General features: G+C 64.7%; 14 protein-coding genes. 11 read left to right on the top strand and 3 right to left on the bottom strand.

The features are described from left to right. Positions 1-62: 62 nt before the first annotated feature. Positions 63-1220, bottom strand: coding sequence for a thiolase family protein (locus PE058_RS03010; RefSeq protein ID WP_271029798.1), 1158 nt, complete (start codon positions 1218-1220; stop codon positions 63-65). Positions 1221-1494: 274 nt separating this feature from the next. Between PE058_RS03010 and PE058_RS03005 the strand changes: the two genes are divergently transcribed. The 7 genes from PE058_RS03005 (at position 1495) to PE058_RS02970 (ending at position 9318) form a co-directional block, all read left to right on the top strand. Further along, positions 1495-2007, top strand: coding sequence for a Fur family transcriptional regulator (locus tag PE058_RS03005; RefSeq protein WP_020083988.1), 513 nt, complete (start codon positions 1495-1497; stop codon positions 2005-2007). A 13-nt stretch (positions 2008-2020) separates the two neighbouring features. Continuing rightward, on the top strand, positions 2021-2938 hold the full coding sequence (locus tag PE058_RS03000; RefSeq protein WP_271029797.1) for an ATP-binding cassette domain-containing protein: 918 nt from the start codon (positions 2021-2023) through the stop codon (positions 2936-2938). Beyond that, positions 2931-3734: a metal ABC transporter permease gene (locus tag PE058_RS02995; RefSeq protein ID WP_020083986.1), complete on the top strand. Its 804-nt coding sequence runs from the start codon at positions 2931-2933 to the stop codon at positions 3732-3734. The genes PE058_RS03000 and PE058_RS02995 overlap by 8 nt, the downstream gene beginning before the upstream one ends. Positions 3735-3818: 84 nt before the next feature. Then, complete coding sequence (gene ispG, locus PE058_RS02990) at positions 3819-5081, top strand: flavodoxin-dependent (E)-4-hydroxy-3-methylbut-2-enyl-diphosphate synthase (protein ID WP_442908670.1); 1263 nt, start codon at positions 3819-3821, stop codon at positions 5079-5081. 982 nt (positions 5082-6063) lie between these two features. Beyond that, positions 6064-6951, top strand: a complete 888-nt coding sequence (locus tag PE058_RS02980) for a thiamine pyrophosphate-dependent dehydrogenase E1 component subunit alpha (protein WP_156827155.1) — start codon at positions 6064-6066, stop codon at positions 6949-6951. Beyond that, positions 6948-7964 (top strand): alpha-ketoacid dehydrogenase subunit beta, encoded by a 1017-nt coding sequence (locus PE058_RS02975; RefSeq protein ID WP_271029796.1) that lies wholly within the window; start codon positions 6948-6950, stop codon positions 7962-7964. The genes PE058_RS02980 and PE058_RS02975 overlap by 4 nt, the downstream gene beginning before the upstream one ends. A 187-nt stretch (positions 7965-8151) precedes the next feature. Continuing rightward, on the top strand, positions 8152-9318 hold the full coding sequence (locus PE058_RS02970; RefSeq protein WP_271029795.1) for a biotin/lipoyl-containing protein: 1167 nt from the start codon (positions 8152-8154) through the stop codon (positions 9316-9318). Between the two features lie 436 nt (positions 9319-9754). Here PE058_RS02970 and PE058_RS02965 read toward each other — a convergent pair whose 3' ends face one another. Next, positions 9755-10672: a polyprenyl synthetase family protein gene (locus tag PE058_RS02965; RefSeq protein ID WP_271029794.1), complete on the bottom strand. Its 918-nt coding sequence runs from the start codon at positions 10670-10672 to the stop codon at positions 9755-9757. Positions 10673-10985: 313 nt separating this feature from the next. Between PE058_RS02965 and mtgA the strand changes: the two genes are divergently transcribed. The 4 genes from mtgA (at position 10986) to PE058_RS02945 (ending at position 15686) form a co-directional block, all read left to right on the top strand. Then, positions 10986-12521, top strand: a complete 1536-nt coding sequence (gene mtgA / locus PE058_RS02960) for a monofunctional biosynthetic peptidoglycan transglycosylase (protein ID WP_271029793.1) — start codon at positions 10986-10988, stop codon at positions 12519-12521. A 203-nt stretch (positions 12522-12724) separates the two neighbouring features. Then, complete coding sequence (gene rpmF / locus PE058_RS02955; RefSeq protein WP_026867731.1) at positions 12725-12910, top strand: 50S ribosomal protein L32; 186 nt, start codon at positions 12725-12727, stop codon at positions 12908-12910. Between the two features lie 428 nt (positions 12911-13338). After that, positions 13339-13785 (top strand): hypothetical protein, encoded by a 447-nt coding sequence (locus PE058_RS02950; RefSeq protein WP_020083977.1) that lies wholly within the window; start codon positions 13339-13341, stop codon positions 13783-13785. Positions 13786-13991: 206 nt separating this feature from the next. Continuing rightward, the gene (locus PE058_RS02945; RefSeq protein ID WP_271029792.1) at positions 13992-15686 is read left to right on the top strand and encodes a bifunctional diguanylate cyclase/phosphodiesterase; all 1695 of its coding nucleotides are present in this window, start codon (positions 13992-13994) and stop codon (positions 15684-15686) included. Positions 15687-15784: 98 nt separating this feature from the next. On the opposite strand, the gene phaR is transcribed toward PE058_RS02945, so the two are convergent. Further along, positions 15785-16435, bottom strand: coding sequence for a polyhydroxyalkanoate synthesis repressor PhaR (gene phaR, locus PE058_RS02940; protein ID WP_020083975.1), 651 nt, complete (start codon positions 16433-16435; stop codon positions 15785-15787). Positions 16436-16587: the final 152 nt, after the last annotated feature.

Below are 16587 nucleotides of genomic sequence, written 5' to 3'. Positions count from 1 at the left end.
TGCTAATGACGGACGAGGCGCCTTCGTTCCGTCGCAAACGCCGATTGCGCGTTGCGCACCGTTCAGGGAACCGACTCGAACAACGCCGCGAGACCCAGCCCGCCGATCGCCCCCAGCGCGGCCACGCCATACTTCTGCGCCGCGCGCTCCCGCGCACGCACGAGCGTGGAGAACAGCCGCACCACGAGCACCGCACCAGCCGCACCCAGCGGGTGCCCCCGCGCAATGGCGCCGCCATGCGGATTGATCTTCGAAAGATCGACGTCCAACAGCTCGGAGAGCGCGATCACCTGCGCCGCGGAGCTTTCGCTCATTTCGACAACGTCGATCTCCTCACGCTTGAAGCCATTGAGGCGATTGTAAAGTTTGCGCATGGCCTCGATCGGGGCCGCCCCGTCGTTGTCGGGGCCCACCCCTTGCGCCGCCGCCGAGATCAGCCGCAACGCACCCGGCGCGCCGCGCTCTCGCCAGACGCGCTCGCTCACCACCACCACGAACGCCGCACCGTCATGCAAGCTGCTGGTGTTGCCCGGCGTGAGCGTGCCGTGCGGCGGCGCGAACGGCTGCATCTCCTCCAGGTCGTCAAGGTCAGGCTCCACCGCGCTCTGATCCCGCGCCTCTTCCGCGTTGGCGCGAAAGGGCACGATCTCGCCGACGAAACGCCGCGCCGAGCGCGCCGCCTCAGCCTTGAGGTGAGACTGCATCGCCACCACATCCTGCCGGGCACGCGTAATGCCGAGCCGACGCGGCAGAAGCTCGGAGGCCTCGAACGTGGTGTCGTCGGTCAGGTCCGGCACGGGCTCAACGCGCATGAAGTGCGGAAGCTGGTAGAGGCTCTTGGGCTTCGCGACCCGCCACGGAGCGGTGGAGAGTGATTCGGCGCCGCCCGCCACCACCACGTCCGCCTCTCCCGCCTCCACGAGGCGCACGGCGGAGACGATGGCATCGAGCCCGGAGGCGCATTGCCGGTCGATCGAATGGGACGCGACCGTTTCAGGCAAGCCCGCCGCGAGCGAGATCAGGCGGGCGGGGTTTCCGCCCTCGGACGCGTTGCCCACGATCAGCTCGTCGACGTCCCGGGGCTTCAAACCGGCGTCCTCGAGCGCGGCAAGAATGACCGGCGCCGCGAGATCGGCGATCCGCCGATTGCGATGCAGTCCACCAATCCGGCCGAGAGCTGAGCGTCGTGCAGAAATGATATAGGAGGAGGAGAAAGGCATAGACCTAAAATGCAGCCCGCAATACATGACGCAACCGAACCTAACGCCGTCCGGATCTGCCGCGCGATGCTAGTAACTACGGAAACATGGCAAAAAGCAGGTAGGTGTAATACTGTTACTATACAGGCGGCAGGCACGGCTCGACCCGTTTCATTACACTTTCTGTTCACAATCAATTCAGCCGCTGGAAAAGGCCCGGGCGCGATTTCTCTAGGCAGAGGGATCGGTCATGATATTGTGTTGCGAAAGGTCACGAGAAACCGAATAGGCTCCGATGTCTGACGTCGCAAACCGCACCGCGTTTCCTCCGCCGGACAAATCGAACGGCAAGCGCCTCGCCAAGGCCGTCGAGCGCGCCGGTGAGGAGTTTGCGGCCAAGAACCTGCGCTTCACCAAGCTGCGCCAGATGGTCTACGAGGAGATCGCGGCCACTTACGCCTCGATCGGTGCCTACGAGATCCTCGCGCGCCTCGCCGACAAGGGCACCCGCGTCGCCCCCATCTCGATCTACCGCGCCATCGACGCGCTTCTCGAAGCAGGCGTGATCCACCGTCTCGAAAGCAAGAACGCCTTCTTCGCCTGCCGCCGGATGGACCACCGCACCGGCCGCCGCCCGCTGTTTCTCTCCTGCGAGAAATGCGGCGCCGTCGGCGAGGTGGACGGCCAGCACATCTTCGACCTGATCGGCGAGGCGGCGAATAGCGCGAAGTTCGTCGCCCGTGTTAAATTCGTCGAGGTTCAGGGGCTCTGTCCGCGCTGCGCGTCGGAAGAGAAAGACAAGGCATAAGGCTGCATCTCGAATGACCGAGCGTCCCGGAGAGACCGCGGGCACCGTCGGCGGCTCAAAAGCGGCCGTGCCTGCCCCTGCTCAGGCTCATGCCCACGATCATCAGTCCGGCGCCTGCTGCGGCCACAGCCACAGACCATCCGCCCGCCCCCTCGATCCGGCAGCCCTGATCGGCGCCCGCGGACTCGAGATCGTCCGCTCCGGCCGCACCATCCTCTCGGACGTGGACCTCGATATCCGCCCTGGCGAGATTTTGACCCTCATCGGACCCAACGGCGCCGGCAAGACCACCCTGGTCCGCACCCTGCTCGGGCTCGAACGGCCGGATCGCGGCACGGTCTGGAAACGCCCCGGCCTCAAGGTCGGCTACGTGCCCCAGCGCTTCGACATCGACCGCGCGCTCCCCATGACGGTCGAGCGCTTCCTCTCGCTCGGAGACGGCGCCAAGAAATCACGCATTGAGACCGTGCTTGAGGAAGTCGGCGCATCCCGCGTCATCGCCCAGCAGCTCGGCCAGTTGTCGGGCGGCGAGTTGCAGCGCGTGGTTCTGGCCCGCGCCCTCTTGAACGATCCCGAGCTTCTGGTGCTGGACGAGCCCGTGCGCGGCGTCGACTACGTCGGCGAAGCCGAGCTTTACGCATTGATCGGCCGCCTGCGCGACCGGCGCGGCCTCGGCGTGCTTCTCATCTCGCACGATCTCCACGTCGTCATGGCGCAGAGCGACCGCGTCGTCTGCCTCAACCGCCATGTCTGCTGCTCCGGCGTACCCGAGGCCGTGGCCCAGCATCCCGAGTACACGCGCCTCTTCGGTCCGGAGCAGGCCCGCAGCTTCGCCGTCTACCAGCACCACCACGATCACAGGCACGACCTCGCAGGCGAAACGGCTCCGGCCTCGCCCGCAAGCCCGCCCAGCGGAGACAGGAATGCTTGAGCTGGAGCCGTTTCTCCTGCGCGCGATCGCAGCCTCGCTCGCGCTTGCCCTCGTCGCGGCGCCCCTGGGCTCACTCGTGATCTGGAACCGCATGGCCTATTTCGGCGAGACCGTCTCGCAGGCGAGCCTCATCGGCATCGCCCTCGGCCTCTTTCTCGGCGTGGACATCACCGGCCCCGTCATTTTCGTGACGCTCGTCGTCGCCGGGCTGCTCATATTGCTCTCCCGGCAGAAGATCGTGCCGCTCGACGCCATCCTGGGCCTCATGCACCACGGCGCGCTCGCGCTCGGCGTCATCGCCACCTTGAGCCTGCGCGGCCCGGCCGTGGATCTCATGAGCTACCTGTTCGGCGACATCTTCGCCGTCACCACCACCGATCTCTACTGGGTTTACGGCGGAGGCGCGCTGGTGCTCGCCATCCTCGCCTGGCTCTGGCAGCCCATGCTGCGCCTTGCCGTGCACGAGGAGCTGGCCGCCGCCGAAGGCGTGAACCGGGACCTGGTGAAGGCGGTCTTCATCGTGCTCCTGTCGCTCACCATCGCCATCGCCATCAAGATCGTCGGCGCGCTGCTCGTGATCGCCTTCCTGATCGTGCCGGCCGTCGCCGCCCGCCCTTTTTCGTCGACGCCCGAACGCATGGCCCTGCTGGCGGCCCTCGTAGCCGCCGCGAGCGTCGTTCTCGGGATCACCCTCTCCCTCAATTTCGACGTGCCCGGAGGCCCCTCCATCGTGCTGTTCATGGCCGTGATCGCCGGGTTTTCCGTCGCCTCGGCGGCCCTGCGCCGCAACGCCTGAACTCGCCCCGCTGGCCGAGGCGCCAAACCTCGGCTACACCAAGGGGTGACAACTCCGGACGCCGCAATTGGCTTGGCCTGACCGATGACCGAACCTGCCGATCACGATTTCATGACTGCTCCGCGCCGCTGGTCGGTTCCCGTTGACGTGGGCAGCGTGGTGGTGGGCGGATCGGCACCCGTCGTCGTCCAGTCGATGACCAACACCGACACCGCGGATATCGCCTCGACCGTCACCCAGGTGGCAGCCCTCGCCCGCACCGGAAGCGAGCTCGTTCGTATTACCGTCGACCGCGACGAGGCGGCGAAGGCCGTGCCTCACATCAAGGAGCAGCTTCTGAGGCGCGGCGTGAGCGTCCCCCTCGTCGGCGACTTCCACTACATCGGCCACAAGCTCCTGGCCGAGAACCCCGCCTGCGCCGAAGCGCTCGACAAGTACCGCATCAATCCGGGCAACGTCGGCTTCAAGGACAAGAAGGACCGCCAGTTCGCCGACATCATCGAGATCGCGATGCGGCACGCAAAGCCAGTGCGCATCGGCGTCAACTGGGGCTCGCTCGACCAGGAGCTGCTGACGCGCCTGATGGATCAGAACGCGGCCTCTCCCAATCCGAAGGACGCCCGCCAGGTGATGCACGAGGCCATCGTGCAGTCCGCCCTGATCTCGGCCGAGCAGGCGGAAAAGCTCGGCATGGGCTCCGACAAGATCATCCTCTCGGCGAAGGTCTCCTCCGTGCAGGACCTTATCGCCGTCTACCGCATGCTGGCAGACCGCTGCCGCTACGCGCTCCACCTCGGCCTCACCGAAGCCGGGATGGGCTCGAAGGGCATCGTCGCATCCACGGCCGCCCTCGGCGTGCTGCTGCAGGAAGGCATCGGCGACACCATCCGCATCTCGCTGACGCCGGAGCCCGGCGGCGACCGCACGCTCGAGGTGAAGGTCGGCCAGGAGATCCTGCAGACCATGGGCTTCCGCTCGTTCGTGCCCGTCGTGGCGGCGTGCCCCGGCTGCGGACGTACCACATCCACCGTCTTCCAGGAGCTGGCCCGCGACGTCGAGACCATGATTCGCGACCGCATGCCGGACTGGAAGACGCGCTACCCCGGAGTGGAGACGCTGAACTTCGCGGTGATGGGGTGCATCGTCAACGGCCCGGGAGAATCGAAGCACGCCGACATCGGCATCTCGCTCCCCGGCACCGGCGAGAGCCCGGCCGCCCCCGTCTTCATCGACGGCAAGAAAGCCATGACGCTGCGCGGCCCCAACATTGCCGCCGACTTCAAGACCATCGTCGAAGACTACATCGAGCGCCGCTTCGGCATGGGCGCAAAGCAGGAAGCGGTCTGAGTCGACCGGATCCACGCCCATTTGGTACGAATCTGTACCTCGGGGTGACGGGATATTGGTGGCTTACGGCCGATTCGATTTCGACGTCATCCCGGTGCAGGCCGGGATCCAGACATGCCTGTAGTTTACGTGGTGCCTGGAAATGCCGACCGATCCCGGAAGCCCACTGCGTCCATGCGAAGCTTGGCTCTGCCATGACGCCGGCGTGACGTTGGTTTGGTGTAGGCCGGCTGCTCTTTAGAATTCCGTCACCCCGACGGAGGTCGGGGTCCAGACACGTCTGAAGTTTCCAAACCGCGAGAAGCAGATCAAAGAGTGGCGACGAGCGTGGAAAATCCGCCTGATCGAACAGATGAACCCCGAGTGGAAAGATCTCTTCGATAAACAAAGTGGCGAAACCGCCTTCGGCGATACCGACACCCATGCATTCGCCGAACCGACTTCTCCTGGATCTGGATCCCGACCTGCGTCGGGATGACGGCACCTTTGAAGGCAGAACGTCGCCGCCCCAAATAACGTCACCCCGGCGTCATGGCAGAGCCATGCTTCGCATGGACGGCCGGGGCCTAGACACGACTTAGGGTTGGCATAGGGCGCTACGGAAATAGGTCTGGTCACTCGCGCCCAACCAGCGCGCCATTCGAAAACCGCGCCCGTACAATCCCCGCACTATTTCGAATGCATCTGGATCCCGACCTAAGTCGGGATGACGGAGTTCAAAGAGGTATCAGCATATACCAACTCAACGTCACCCCGATGAAGATCGGGGTCCAGCCGCGTCAAAGTTTCAGCACCGAGACCGGCAAACTTTCCCTCGGAAGGCATCCGATACACCCAACGTAAGCTCCCCGAAAGCTTGCGCGCTTACCCCTGCATGAGAGTTCCTGCGTACCCTCGAGTTGTACCGACGGACCCAAGTGCTTCCGAAAAAGTGTGATGCGGCTTTTCGGCTGGAAGCACGAGAAACAAAGCGCGCAGCGGCATGCAGAAAGCCCTGACCCCACGTGGCTCGCTGAGAGCCATGTACGAGACGATGGCGCTGATCCGCGCCGTCGAGACCAGCCTTCTCGATCTCTTCGGCAAAGGGAAGCTGCGCGGAACGGTGCACACGGGCATCGGCCAGGAAGCGATCGCCGCCGGCGTCGTCGCCGCCCTCGACCTCGACCGCGACGTCATCTGCTCGAACCATCGCGGCCACGGCCACTACCTGGCCTATTGCGGCGACGCCAAGGGCCTCATTGCCGAGATCATGGGCCGCCCCGATGGCGTCTGCAAAGGCGTGGGCGGCAGCCAGCATCTGCACAAGAAGAATTTCTATTCGAACGGCATCCTGGGCGGCATGGCCCCCGTTAGTGTCGGCATGGCCATGGGCGAGAAGACCAAGCGCTCGGGCGCCATCGTCGTGCAGTTCGCGGGCGACGGCGCGCTGGCCGAAGGCGCCTTCTACGAAGCCTTCAACATGGCCGCGCTCTGGAAGCTGCCGTACATGCTGGTCGTCGAAGACAACGGCTACGCGCAAAGCACGCCGAAAGCACTCGAGCAATCCGGCACGCTGGCCGATCGCGCCAAGCCCTTCGGCATCCGCGTGATGGAGGTGGACGGCAACGACGCCGAAGCCGTGCACGAAGCCGCCGAAACGCTCTCCGACCACATCCGCTCCGGCGCAGGCCCGGGCGTACTCTACTGCTCAACGTATCGTCTCGCTCCCCACTCGAAGGGCGACGATATCCGCGACAAGACAGAGATCGCCGACGCTTGGACGCGCGAGCCCATTGTGCGAGCCCGCGCGAAGCTGCCGCTCGAATTCTGCGACGCCGTGGATCAGGCCGTCGCCACCCATGTCCGCGACATCATCGAAGCGCTCGCATGACACCTGACACAACGCCGTCCACCTACCTGCAAAGCCTGAACCGCGGTCTCCACGCCGCCATGGCAGCCGACGAGGCCGTTCACTTCGCGGGCGAGGATGTCCTCGATCCCTACGGCGGCGCCTTCAAAGTCTCGGCAGGGCTCTCGACGCGCTTCCCCGATCGCGTGCACACCACGCCGATCTCCGAAGGCGCCATCACCGGCCTCGCGAGCGGCATGGCGCTGCGCGGCCTGAAGCCCGTCGTCGAGATCATGTTCGGCGACTTCCTGACCCTCACCTTCGATCAGATCCTCAATCATGCCGTGAAGTTCGGCGCCATGTACGGCACGGAGGTTCCCGTGCCGATGGTGATCCGCACGCCCATGGGCGGCCGGCGCGGCTATGGCCCCACCCACAGCCAGAGCATCGAGAAGCACTTCTTCGGCATCCCCGGCTTGAAGGTGATCTCGCCGTCGCACGTCCACGCCGCGGGCGACCTGCTCGGCGCGGCCATCGCCAGCGAGACGCAGCCGGTGCTGTTCATCGAATACAAGAGCCTCTACCCGCTGCCGCTTTTCACCGGAAGCGAGCTGCTGAACGTGGCGCCCGCTCCCACCGGCTCCTACGCGACGCGCATCGTCCGCAACTTCGAGACGGGCGAGCCGGATGCTGTTCTGATCGGCTACGGCGGCGTCGCCCCGCTCATGCTGGAGGTCGCGGAGCGGCTGGCGGAGGAGGAGATCAACGTCTCCGTCGTGCTGCCCGCCGTCATCTCGCCGCTCGACATCGCACCCATCGCACAGGAAGTGGCCCGCGCGCGGCGCGCGCTCGTCGTCGAGGAAGGCGTGGCTGGATTCGATTGGGGTGCGGAGGTTGCAGCCCGCCTGCACGAAACGCTGTTCGGCAAGCTGGATCGCCCCGTGCGCCGCTTGGCCTCCAAACCGCAAATCATCCCGACATCGAAGGACGGCGAAGCCGGCACGCTGATCAGTGCCGACGACATCGAGGCCGCCGTCTACGAGGAGCTCGCGTGAGGTCCGGCACACTGCGGCTGAAGCATCTGGATCCCGGCCTGCGCCGGGATGACGGGGAGCATTTGGCAGGCGGCTCGTCCCCCATCTCCGTCACACCGGCGAAGGCCGGTGCCCAGACACGTCTCAGAACGACGCCAAGGTCACCCGTGTGGAACGTGGAACCGCCGCGTTTATCGGGAGCACAAGCATGATCCATGTGATGCGCATGCCGGGCGTGAACGCCAACGAGGATAGCGCAATGCTGGTGCGCTGGCTCGTGGACGAGGGCGCGGCGGTCAAGAAGGGCCAGCTCGTCTGCGAGATCGAGACCACCAAGAGCGCCGTCGAGATCGAGGCGGAAGCTGACGGCTTCCTGGTTCCCATCGCGGCTGCGGGCGCGAGCCAGCAGGTCGGCGCGCCCATCGCCGTCATCAAGGCCAACCTTGCGGACGCCCATGATCACCTCCTGGGCGCGGACGGCTCACCCGCTAAAGAGGCCGAGAAGCGCTGGACCAAGAAAGCCTTCATCGTCGCCCGCCGTCTCGGCATCGACATCGAGGCGCTGGCGAAAGCCAAACCCGGCGCGACGCTCACAGAAGCCGACGTGCTCGCAGCTCAATCCGGCTCACCGGCCGAGGCGCCTGCCGCGGCTCCTGTGAAACCCGCCGCCGTATGCCCGGTCCAGCGACAGACCGCGGCGCCACGCGCCTATCTCGGCGTCGGCCAGCACTTCGAGCGCGTGCTGCTGATCGGCGGCGCGAGTGGAGCCGGCGCCATCGCGGTTGAAGCGATCCTGCGCACATCTCACCAGAAACCCGCCGGCATCATAGACACCAACCCCAAGACGCACGGCCAAACCGTCCACGGTGTGCCGGTACTGGGAGACCGCACGGCGATCCCGGAACTTTGGGCGGAAGGCCGCTTCGACGGCGCCATCATCCTCTTCACCGACGACATCGACGACCGCGCGGAGCTGTTCAACAGCCTCGTCTCGGAAGGCATCCGCATGACCAACGTCATCGATCCCTCGGTCTCGATCCGCACCGACGTCAAGATGGGCGTGGGCAACGCCATCATGTCCAACGGCTTCCTCGCCCATAGCGCCGAGATTGGAAACAACAACTTCTTCGCCAGCCACAACGTGATCGAGCACCACAGCAAGGTGGGCGACCACAACGCCTTCGGCCCCGGCTGCACGGCCTGCGGGCGCGTCACCATCGGCAGCTACATCCGCTTCGGAATGCACGTCGGCATCGAGCCGTATCTGACCATCGGTGATCGCTGCATCATCGCCTCGGGCACCACGCTCACGAGCTCCGTCCCCGCCAACACCATCGTCAAGGCCCGCTCCACCAACGAGTTCCGCCAGCGCTGAGTCCGCACTGGATTCTGGATTGGTCGCATTTTCTTGCGATGAACCAGCATCCACGTCGTCGGAAATGCTCCGGTTCGGGCAGAGTAAGAACGTCCCTATGCAGCAGCGCGTCTGGCCCCCGGCCTGCGCCGGGGTGACGTTGAGATTGGGCAGTCGGATTCTACAAAAAACGTCATCCCGGCAGAGGTCCAAGTGTCTTCCATGCACAGCACCGCTCCGCCATGACGCCGGTCTAACTTTACGTAGGTGCTGGCCGGTGCCTCCATAGCAACGTCATCCCGGCGCAGGTGCGGACACCCCAAAGATCATCACCTGCATTGAGAGGCCAGCAACGGATGCGCCAACACATCCCCCAGTACCGTCATCCCGGCGCAGGCCGGGATCCAGTGACCTCGAAGATCAGCACAAATCTGCCGGGACCCAAATCTAGCGAACACTACCGATTGCGCTCGGCCACGAACCGAGCCGCTTCGATCAGCGTCTCGGCTTTCGCCCCAAATGGAGCCAGCGCATCGATCGCCGCCTGCTCCGCGCGCTTGAGCTCGGCGCGGGCACGCGCGATGCCCATGAGCGAGACGAGGGTCGCCTTCCCGGCCGCCGCGTCCTTGCTCACCGCCTTGCCGACGGTCAACGCATCGCCTTCCACATCCAGAAGATCGTCCGCGATCTGGAAGGCAAGGCCGAGCTCGGTGCCGTAGCGATGCAAGGCGGCGCGCTTATCCGGCCCACCTCCGCCGAGGATCGCGCCCGCCTCACAGGCAAAGCGGATCAACGCCCCCGTCTTTAGGCTCTGAAGGTGCAAAATGCCCGACAGCGTCGGCGCCTCCCGCGAGGGAAGCCGCTCGGCCTCGAGGTCGAGCGCCTGCCCGCCGACCATTCCGGCCGCGCCCGCCGCCTTGGCCAAAGCCGAGATGAGCGCCAGCCGCACCTCGGGGCTTTCATGCACCTCGGGCGTGCTTAGAATCTCGAACGCAACCGTAAGAAGCGCATCCCCCGCCAGGATCGCCGTCCACTCGTCGAACGCCTTCCACACGCTGGGCATCCCGCGCCGCGTGGCGTCGTTGTCCATGGCCGGAAGATCGTCGTGAACGAGCGAGTAGCAATGCACGCATTCGAGCGCGACCGCGGTATCCAAAGCCTGGCGTTCCGAAAGCCCGAAAAGAGCCGCACTCTCGATGACAAGAAATGGCCGGAACCTTTTCCCGCCTCCGAGCGTCGCATGGCGAAGCGCGCCGAGAAGCCGGGGAGGAATAGGATCATCCCGTTCAGGATGCTTAATTTTTGTCCCGACGAGCGTACCGAGACGGGCTTCCGTTAGCCCTGCGATCTGATCGAGCCTTTGCGAGAAGGTCATAGACGAAGTACCTAAAGGCCTTGCGGAACAGTGTGAAGCGGTTATCCGAAACGACGCACGACCGAACAACGGGCTGAAAACGTTACAGTCCGGGACCAGGCGGGATCGCCAGCCGGAATGGGGGAGAAAATTGGTCTCGCCGACGTCAGCAGGTCCATGTTTTGCATGGCACTTCGCCAAGCCGGAAGCGAACCGTTTTTCGGACGTGAAGCACGAGCAGTCAAAGGCCGAGAGTGCCGGTACGTTACGGCGACACGCGAAAGCGCCCCGATTTGGCTGAGGGAAACGATGGTTGGCGCGGGATATAGCATCCGTGGCGGATAAGGACACCTCATACGAGTTCGAGGCACGTGGCGAGCCACTCCCTCTGCCCGAGGGTCCGCGCTCGGAAGGCGGCCCTGCCGCGCGAGGCCCAGACCTCGGCGAGGAAACCGACCCCACGACCGAAGCGCCGAGCCGCCCGTCCCCTGCGCCAACGCATGAGCCGGCCCAGGTGACGGCCGATCAGCCGTCCGCCCTGAACAGAAATGCGGAAGCGGAACCCGCCTCGGACATCCAGCTGCTCTCTCCCGAGCCGCTTTCACCCGAACAAGCCCCGCGATCGGCATCCGAGGCGTTCACGAACGCGCCCGCGCCGGAACTTACCGCATCCTGGCACTCGGCCATCGCGGAAGCCCTGGCGGATCCGGCACCGGCGCCTGCTCCTCCCCAGGGGGCTGAAGCACCCACCGCTGAAGCGCCCACCGCTCCGGCCGCCCCCGCTGCCGAGCTGCCCCAAATCCTCCCCGAAACTCCGGAGCCGGAACCAGTCTCCGAACCCGCACAATCGGCAACCGCGAGCACCACGCCAGCCGCCACCGACGACACGTCCGCCTCCTTCACCGCCGCGGCCGAAGGACTGTTCCGCCCATCTGACACCGGCCCTGGCGAGGGCACCCATCTCATCACGCTGGGGCGCAGGCTCGACCCATCGCTCCGCATCCCGCGCCCGGTCCCGCCGGTCATCGAACCGCGGGACGATTTTGCGCCACCCGTCGTCAAGCCGACCTGGAAAACCCGCCTTTTCACCTTCGCGCGCTATGCGGCCTATGCTGTGGCGGGCTACCTGGCGCTCGTGCTGGTGCTGATCGTGCTGTTCCGCTTCGTGGATCCGCCCGGCTCCATGCTGATGCTCACCCAAGCGCTCCGCGGTAACTCGATCGACCGCACGTGGGTGCCGTTCAATTCCATCTCACCCGCACTGGTCCGCGCCGTGATCGTCTCGGAGGATGGACGCTTCTGCGAGCACAGCGGCATCGACACCGTCGCCATGAAGGAAGCCATCGAGCGGGCGGCAGGCGGCACGCCGCGCGGCGCCAGCACCATTTCCATGCAGGTGACCAAGAACCTGTTCCTCTGGAACGCGAAAAGCTACGTGCGCAAGGTGATCGAGATCCCGCTCACGCTGATCATGGAGCTGCTCTGGCCGAAGCAGCGCGTCCTCGAGGTGTATCTCAACATCGCCGAATGGGGGCCTGGGGTCTTCGGTGCGGAAGCAGCCGCCCACCACCACTTCAACAAATCCGCCGCCCGCCTGAACGAGCGGGAGGCCGCCCTCCTGGCCGCGGTGCTTCCCAATCCGGTGGTGCGGGTGGCCGGTTCTCCCGGTCCGCAGACCTCCCGCAAAGCCCGCGTCATCCAGGCCCGCGTGAAGGCCTACGGCGCGGTGGCCTCTTGCGTTGTCGCAGCAGCCCCTCCCGCATCGGCACCCGCAGCCAAACCGGCAACCATCCGCAAAGCGCCCTTGCGCACGACGCCGCGGAAGAAAAAGGTCGACGACTGGACGCCGACCCTAAATTTTGGCAACTGATCGGGCCCCAAGCTCGTCCTTTCGCCGCGCGGAAAAGGCTCTGGCGCACGCCTGGGATTGTGGGTATAAGGCCGCAATCTTTGATTTTGGAGCCTGCGGCGCCCGATCATCCGGTTGGACGTCGCGGTTTCTTTTGGCGGCACCGTCGCCTCTGATCAAACCGAATTTGCCCTTCGAGGCGCCGAGATTACCGGAGTTAACCAATGGCCGTTCCTAGGAAAAAGACCTCCCCGATGAAGAAGGGGCAGCGCCAGTCCCACGACGCGCTGACCGCGCCCGCCTACGTCGAGGACAAGGAGAGCGGCGAGCGCCGCCGTCCCCACCACATCGACCTCAAGACCGGCAAGTATCGCGGCCGCCAGATCCTCCCGCCGAAGGCTGACGTCTAAGCCGACCTGGAGACGGGGCCGGCGTCCTGACGGAACGTAACCGCCCCGTACCACTCCGCCCAGCCTACGGCCTCAATTTTTGTCGAGGCCGGACATTGGATTGTCGCAGAGGTCGTGGAAGATCGCGACAAGCAGACTGGGGCACCCGAACCCGGCCACGGGATCGACGGTCGCACTGGAACTCTTGCCAACGAAAGTGCTTGCAGGCGGAAGCCCGCTCCGGCGCAAGGCCGGAAGCGGAAAAGGCTTTCCAGTTAGCTGGCACGGCTAAGATAAGAACCGGGATCGCTCCCGCGGGTTAGAAACCTGAGCGGTTCTGGCGGGGGTAGCGGTGTATCCGCCTCGGGCGCCGTCGTTTCTCTTGAGGTCCCTCGAAATCTTTCAGAGGATGGGCCACCAGCCTGCTTTGAGGCTATCAGGAGAGAACCATGTCGCTGCGAGCTATTCCGCTAACGATCATCCCCTTCATCATCTACAATCTCATCGTTCTGTTTTCCGGTTCTCCCGCGCCTGAAGTCGCGACCGACGGCGCAGCAGCGGCCCGCGCCCTGCTCGCCTCCGAGCTGTTCAGCATTCCGATGATCAGCGGCGCCCGCTGGTTCTTCACCTGGGGTGACCTGATCCTCATCATCACCCTGATCGTTCTCTTCATCGAGATCCTGAAGGCCACGTACACCTCCACCTCGTCGCTGGTCGATCACGGCCTGTCCATGGTGGTGTTCGTCGCCGCCCTGATCGAGTTCATCGTCGTCCCGCAGGCCGCGACATCCGTCTTCTTCCTGCTGTTGGTCGCGCTCGTAATCGACGTCATCGCCGGCTTCACCATCGGCATCCGTGTCGCGAAGCGCGACATCGGCTTCGGCACAAACGACTGATCTCAAATTCAAATCGAGCAAGCTGAGCGTGCGCGGAGATCCTGCCGATCTCCGCGCACGCAATCCATTGTGGGATCGGCGATATGGCGTTACCGTTCGCCTGCTGATTTACATCAACTGACGACCGTCCCCCACAGCACAAGCTTCATCTCGATGAGCAAGCAACATCGTGATTTGATGCCTCGCGCCGTTTACGGATACTCCTCGTGAGCGATCCAAACCCAATTGTTCCGCAATCCACGCGCAGAGCGGGCGAGCTTTTCGAGACAGCCTACGCATGGGACATCGCCAACGACCGGCTGGAATGGCAGCCGAACGCCGTTGAGGTTCTCGGCGTCGGCACGCTCGCAAGCATCTCGACCGGCCAGCGCTTCGACGCACTCGTCGCGCCCGATCACCGCGCATCGCGTCTGTCCGCCATCGTCGATGCCCGCGCCGCAGCCGACGACACGCACGGCGTGGCTTATCGCGTGCAGTTCAAGTTCGTGCCCGATGGAAGGCACCCGGGAAACTCCGTCTGGCTCGAAGATACCGGGCGCTGGTGGCCGGCATCCGGCGACCAGCCAGCACGCGCCCGCGGCATCCTGAGACTGATCGACGAGCGCTACATCGAGGATCAGCGCCTGATCGTCTCCCTGCACGACGACGAAAGCGCAGGAGAGCTCCAGCGCACCCGGCTCTTCGAAGCGCTCGGCGCCGTGATGCGGCGCGCGGAGCGTACCGGGCGATCATGCGCGCTTCTTCTGGTATCCATCACCGGATTGGAAGCGCTCAACACACGGTTCGGCCTCGACATCGGTGACGAGATCATCGCGGCGGCCGGCCGCCTCCTGAAGGCGAGCCTCGGAGAGCAGGACAGCATCGCGCGCTACGCCTCCAACACCTTCGCCGTCATCGTCGACGATTGCCCTGAGGCCGCGCTCGCGGAAAGAGCAGGCCGCATGATCGGCGAGATCGGACGCGCGACGTTCCAGACGTCCGTAGGTCCCCTGGCGGCAGCCATCTCCATCGGCGCTGTCACGCTCCCAGGACAAGCGCCAACGGTCGGAGATGCCATCACTAACGCACTGGCCGCGCTCGAAAACGCCAAGCAGCACCCCGGGACGTTCGTCGCGCACTGTCCCGAAGCCGCCATCGCGCGCGCTCAGAACCGCGCGCAGTCCATCACCGGCTCCGTGATTGCCGCACTCGAAGAAAATCGCCTGCTGCTTGCATTGCAGCCCGTCGTGCATGCGGCGAGCAGCCAGCCCGCGTTCTACGAGGCCCTGCTTCGCTTGAAGCAGCCCGACGGTACACTCCTCGCAGCTGCGGATTTCATCGAGGAAGCCGAGACGCTGGGCCTCGCCCGTCCGCTCGACAGGCGCGCCCTCGAACTCGCGCTGGATCTGCTCGCCGCCCATCCCGCACTCAAGCTGTCACTGAACATTTCGAGCCTCACCGCGGGCGACAAGGATTGGCTCGCAACACTCGAAGCGGCCTCCGCCAGGCATCCGGGATTGACCGAGCGCCTCACCGTCGAGATCACCGAGACGGCCATGATCCATGATCTCGACGAGATCGCCTCCTTCGTGGACCTGCTGCGCGCGTCCGGCTGCAAGGTCGCCATCGACGATTTCGGAGCCGGCTACACGTCCTTCCGCCACCTAAAGTCCCTGCATGTCGACATGCTGAAGATCGACGGCATGTTCATGAGCAATCTGCCGAACGACCATCAGGCGCGCGTGCTGGTGAAGACGATGATCGAGATCGCGCAGGCATTCGGACTTGAGACCGTGGCCGAATGGGTGAGCGACGAGGAGACGGCGATCTTCCTCCGCTCTGTCGGCATCACCTACCTGCAGGGATTCCTGCACGGCTCGCCGATCACTGTCGACGAGATGAAGCGGCGAGGCTTGCTTTAGGCGCGACAGACCACGTCAACGCTCTTCAGATGTGAAGAGCTGAAGACCTTGCCCAAGACAAAATACATGGCCGATTTGGGTCTTGGCCGAAACGAGGCTTACTCGTTCCCCTTCGCAAGCCGCTCGATGCGCTGCTGCATGGCGCTGAGCTGCGCCTTGAGCTCGTCGATCTCGCCCTTGGGCGCATCCGCACCGCCGGCGGCCTGGGCTTGGTCCTCGCCCGCCTCATCCCGCTTCGCCTGGAAGTTGGCCGCGCCGCCGAACGAGGTCCACATGTTCATGGCCTGCTCGAACATTGCCATGTTCTTGCGCGCCTGGTCCTGATAGGCCTCGAATGCAGCCGCCGGATTGGCGAACGCATTGGCGAACATCGACCGGAACTTCTCCTGCTCCTTCACGAGGTTCTCGAGGCTGAACTGGAGATAGCTCGGCACCATGCTGCCGATGTTGTCGTCGTAGAAACGAATGAGCTGGCGAAGGAACGGAATGGGCAGAAGCGTCTGCCCGCCCTGCCGGCTCTCTTGCTCCACGATGATCTGGGTGAGCACGGCGTGCGTGAGATCGTCGCCGGACTTCGCGTCGTAAACCACGAAATCCTTGTCGTTGCGAACCATCTGCGCCAAGTCGTCCAGCGTCACGTAGGTGCTGGTCTCGGTATTGTAGAGGCGCCGGTTCGCATACTTCTTGATGACGACCGCCTCTTTTTTCTCTGGGCTTACGTCGGATTTGTTAAGCATCGGCTGTGCCATCAACTTTCACCTCTTCGCAGTGCGTCATCGTAGCACAGTCCGGAGACGGGCTTCCATACCTAACTGCATACCTGCCAAGCAAAGTCCCGACATAAAGACCTAATTGCGAGCAGCGACACGCTACTGCTATCGTGCACATAGGGGCCGTTGGT

The organism is Hyphomicrobium sp. DMF-1 (assembly GCF_027886585.1).
GTDB lineage: Bacteria > Pseudomonadota > Alphaproteobacteria > Rhizobiales > Hyphomicrobiaceae > Hyphomicrobium_C > Hyphomicrobium_C zavarzinii.
Note: the sequence above shows the minus strand (reverse complement) of the source record. Positions and strands in the feature narration are given on the sequence as shown.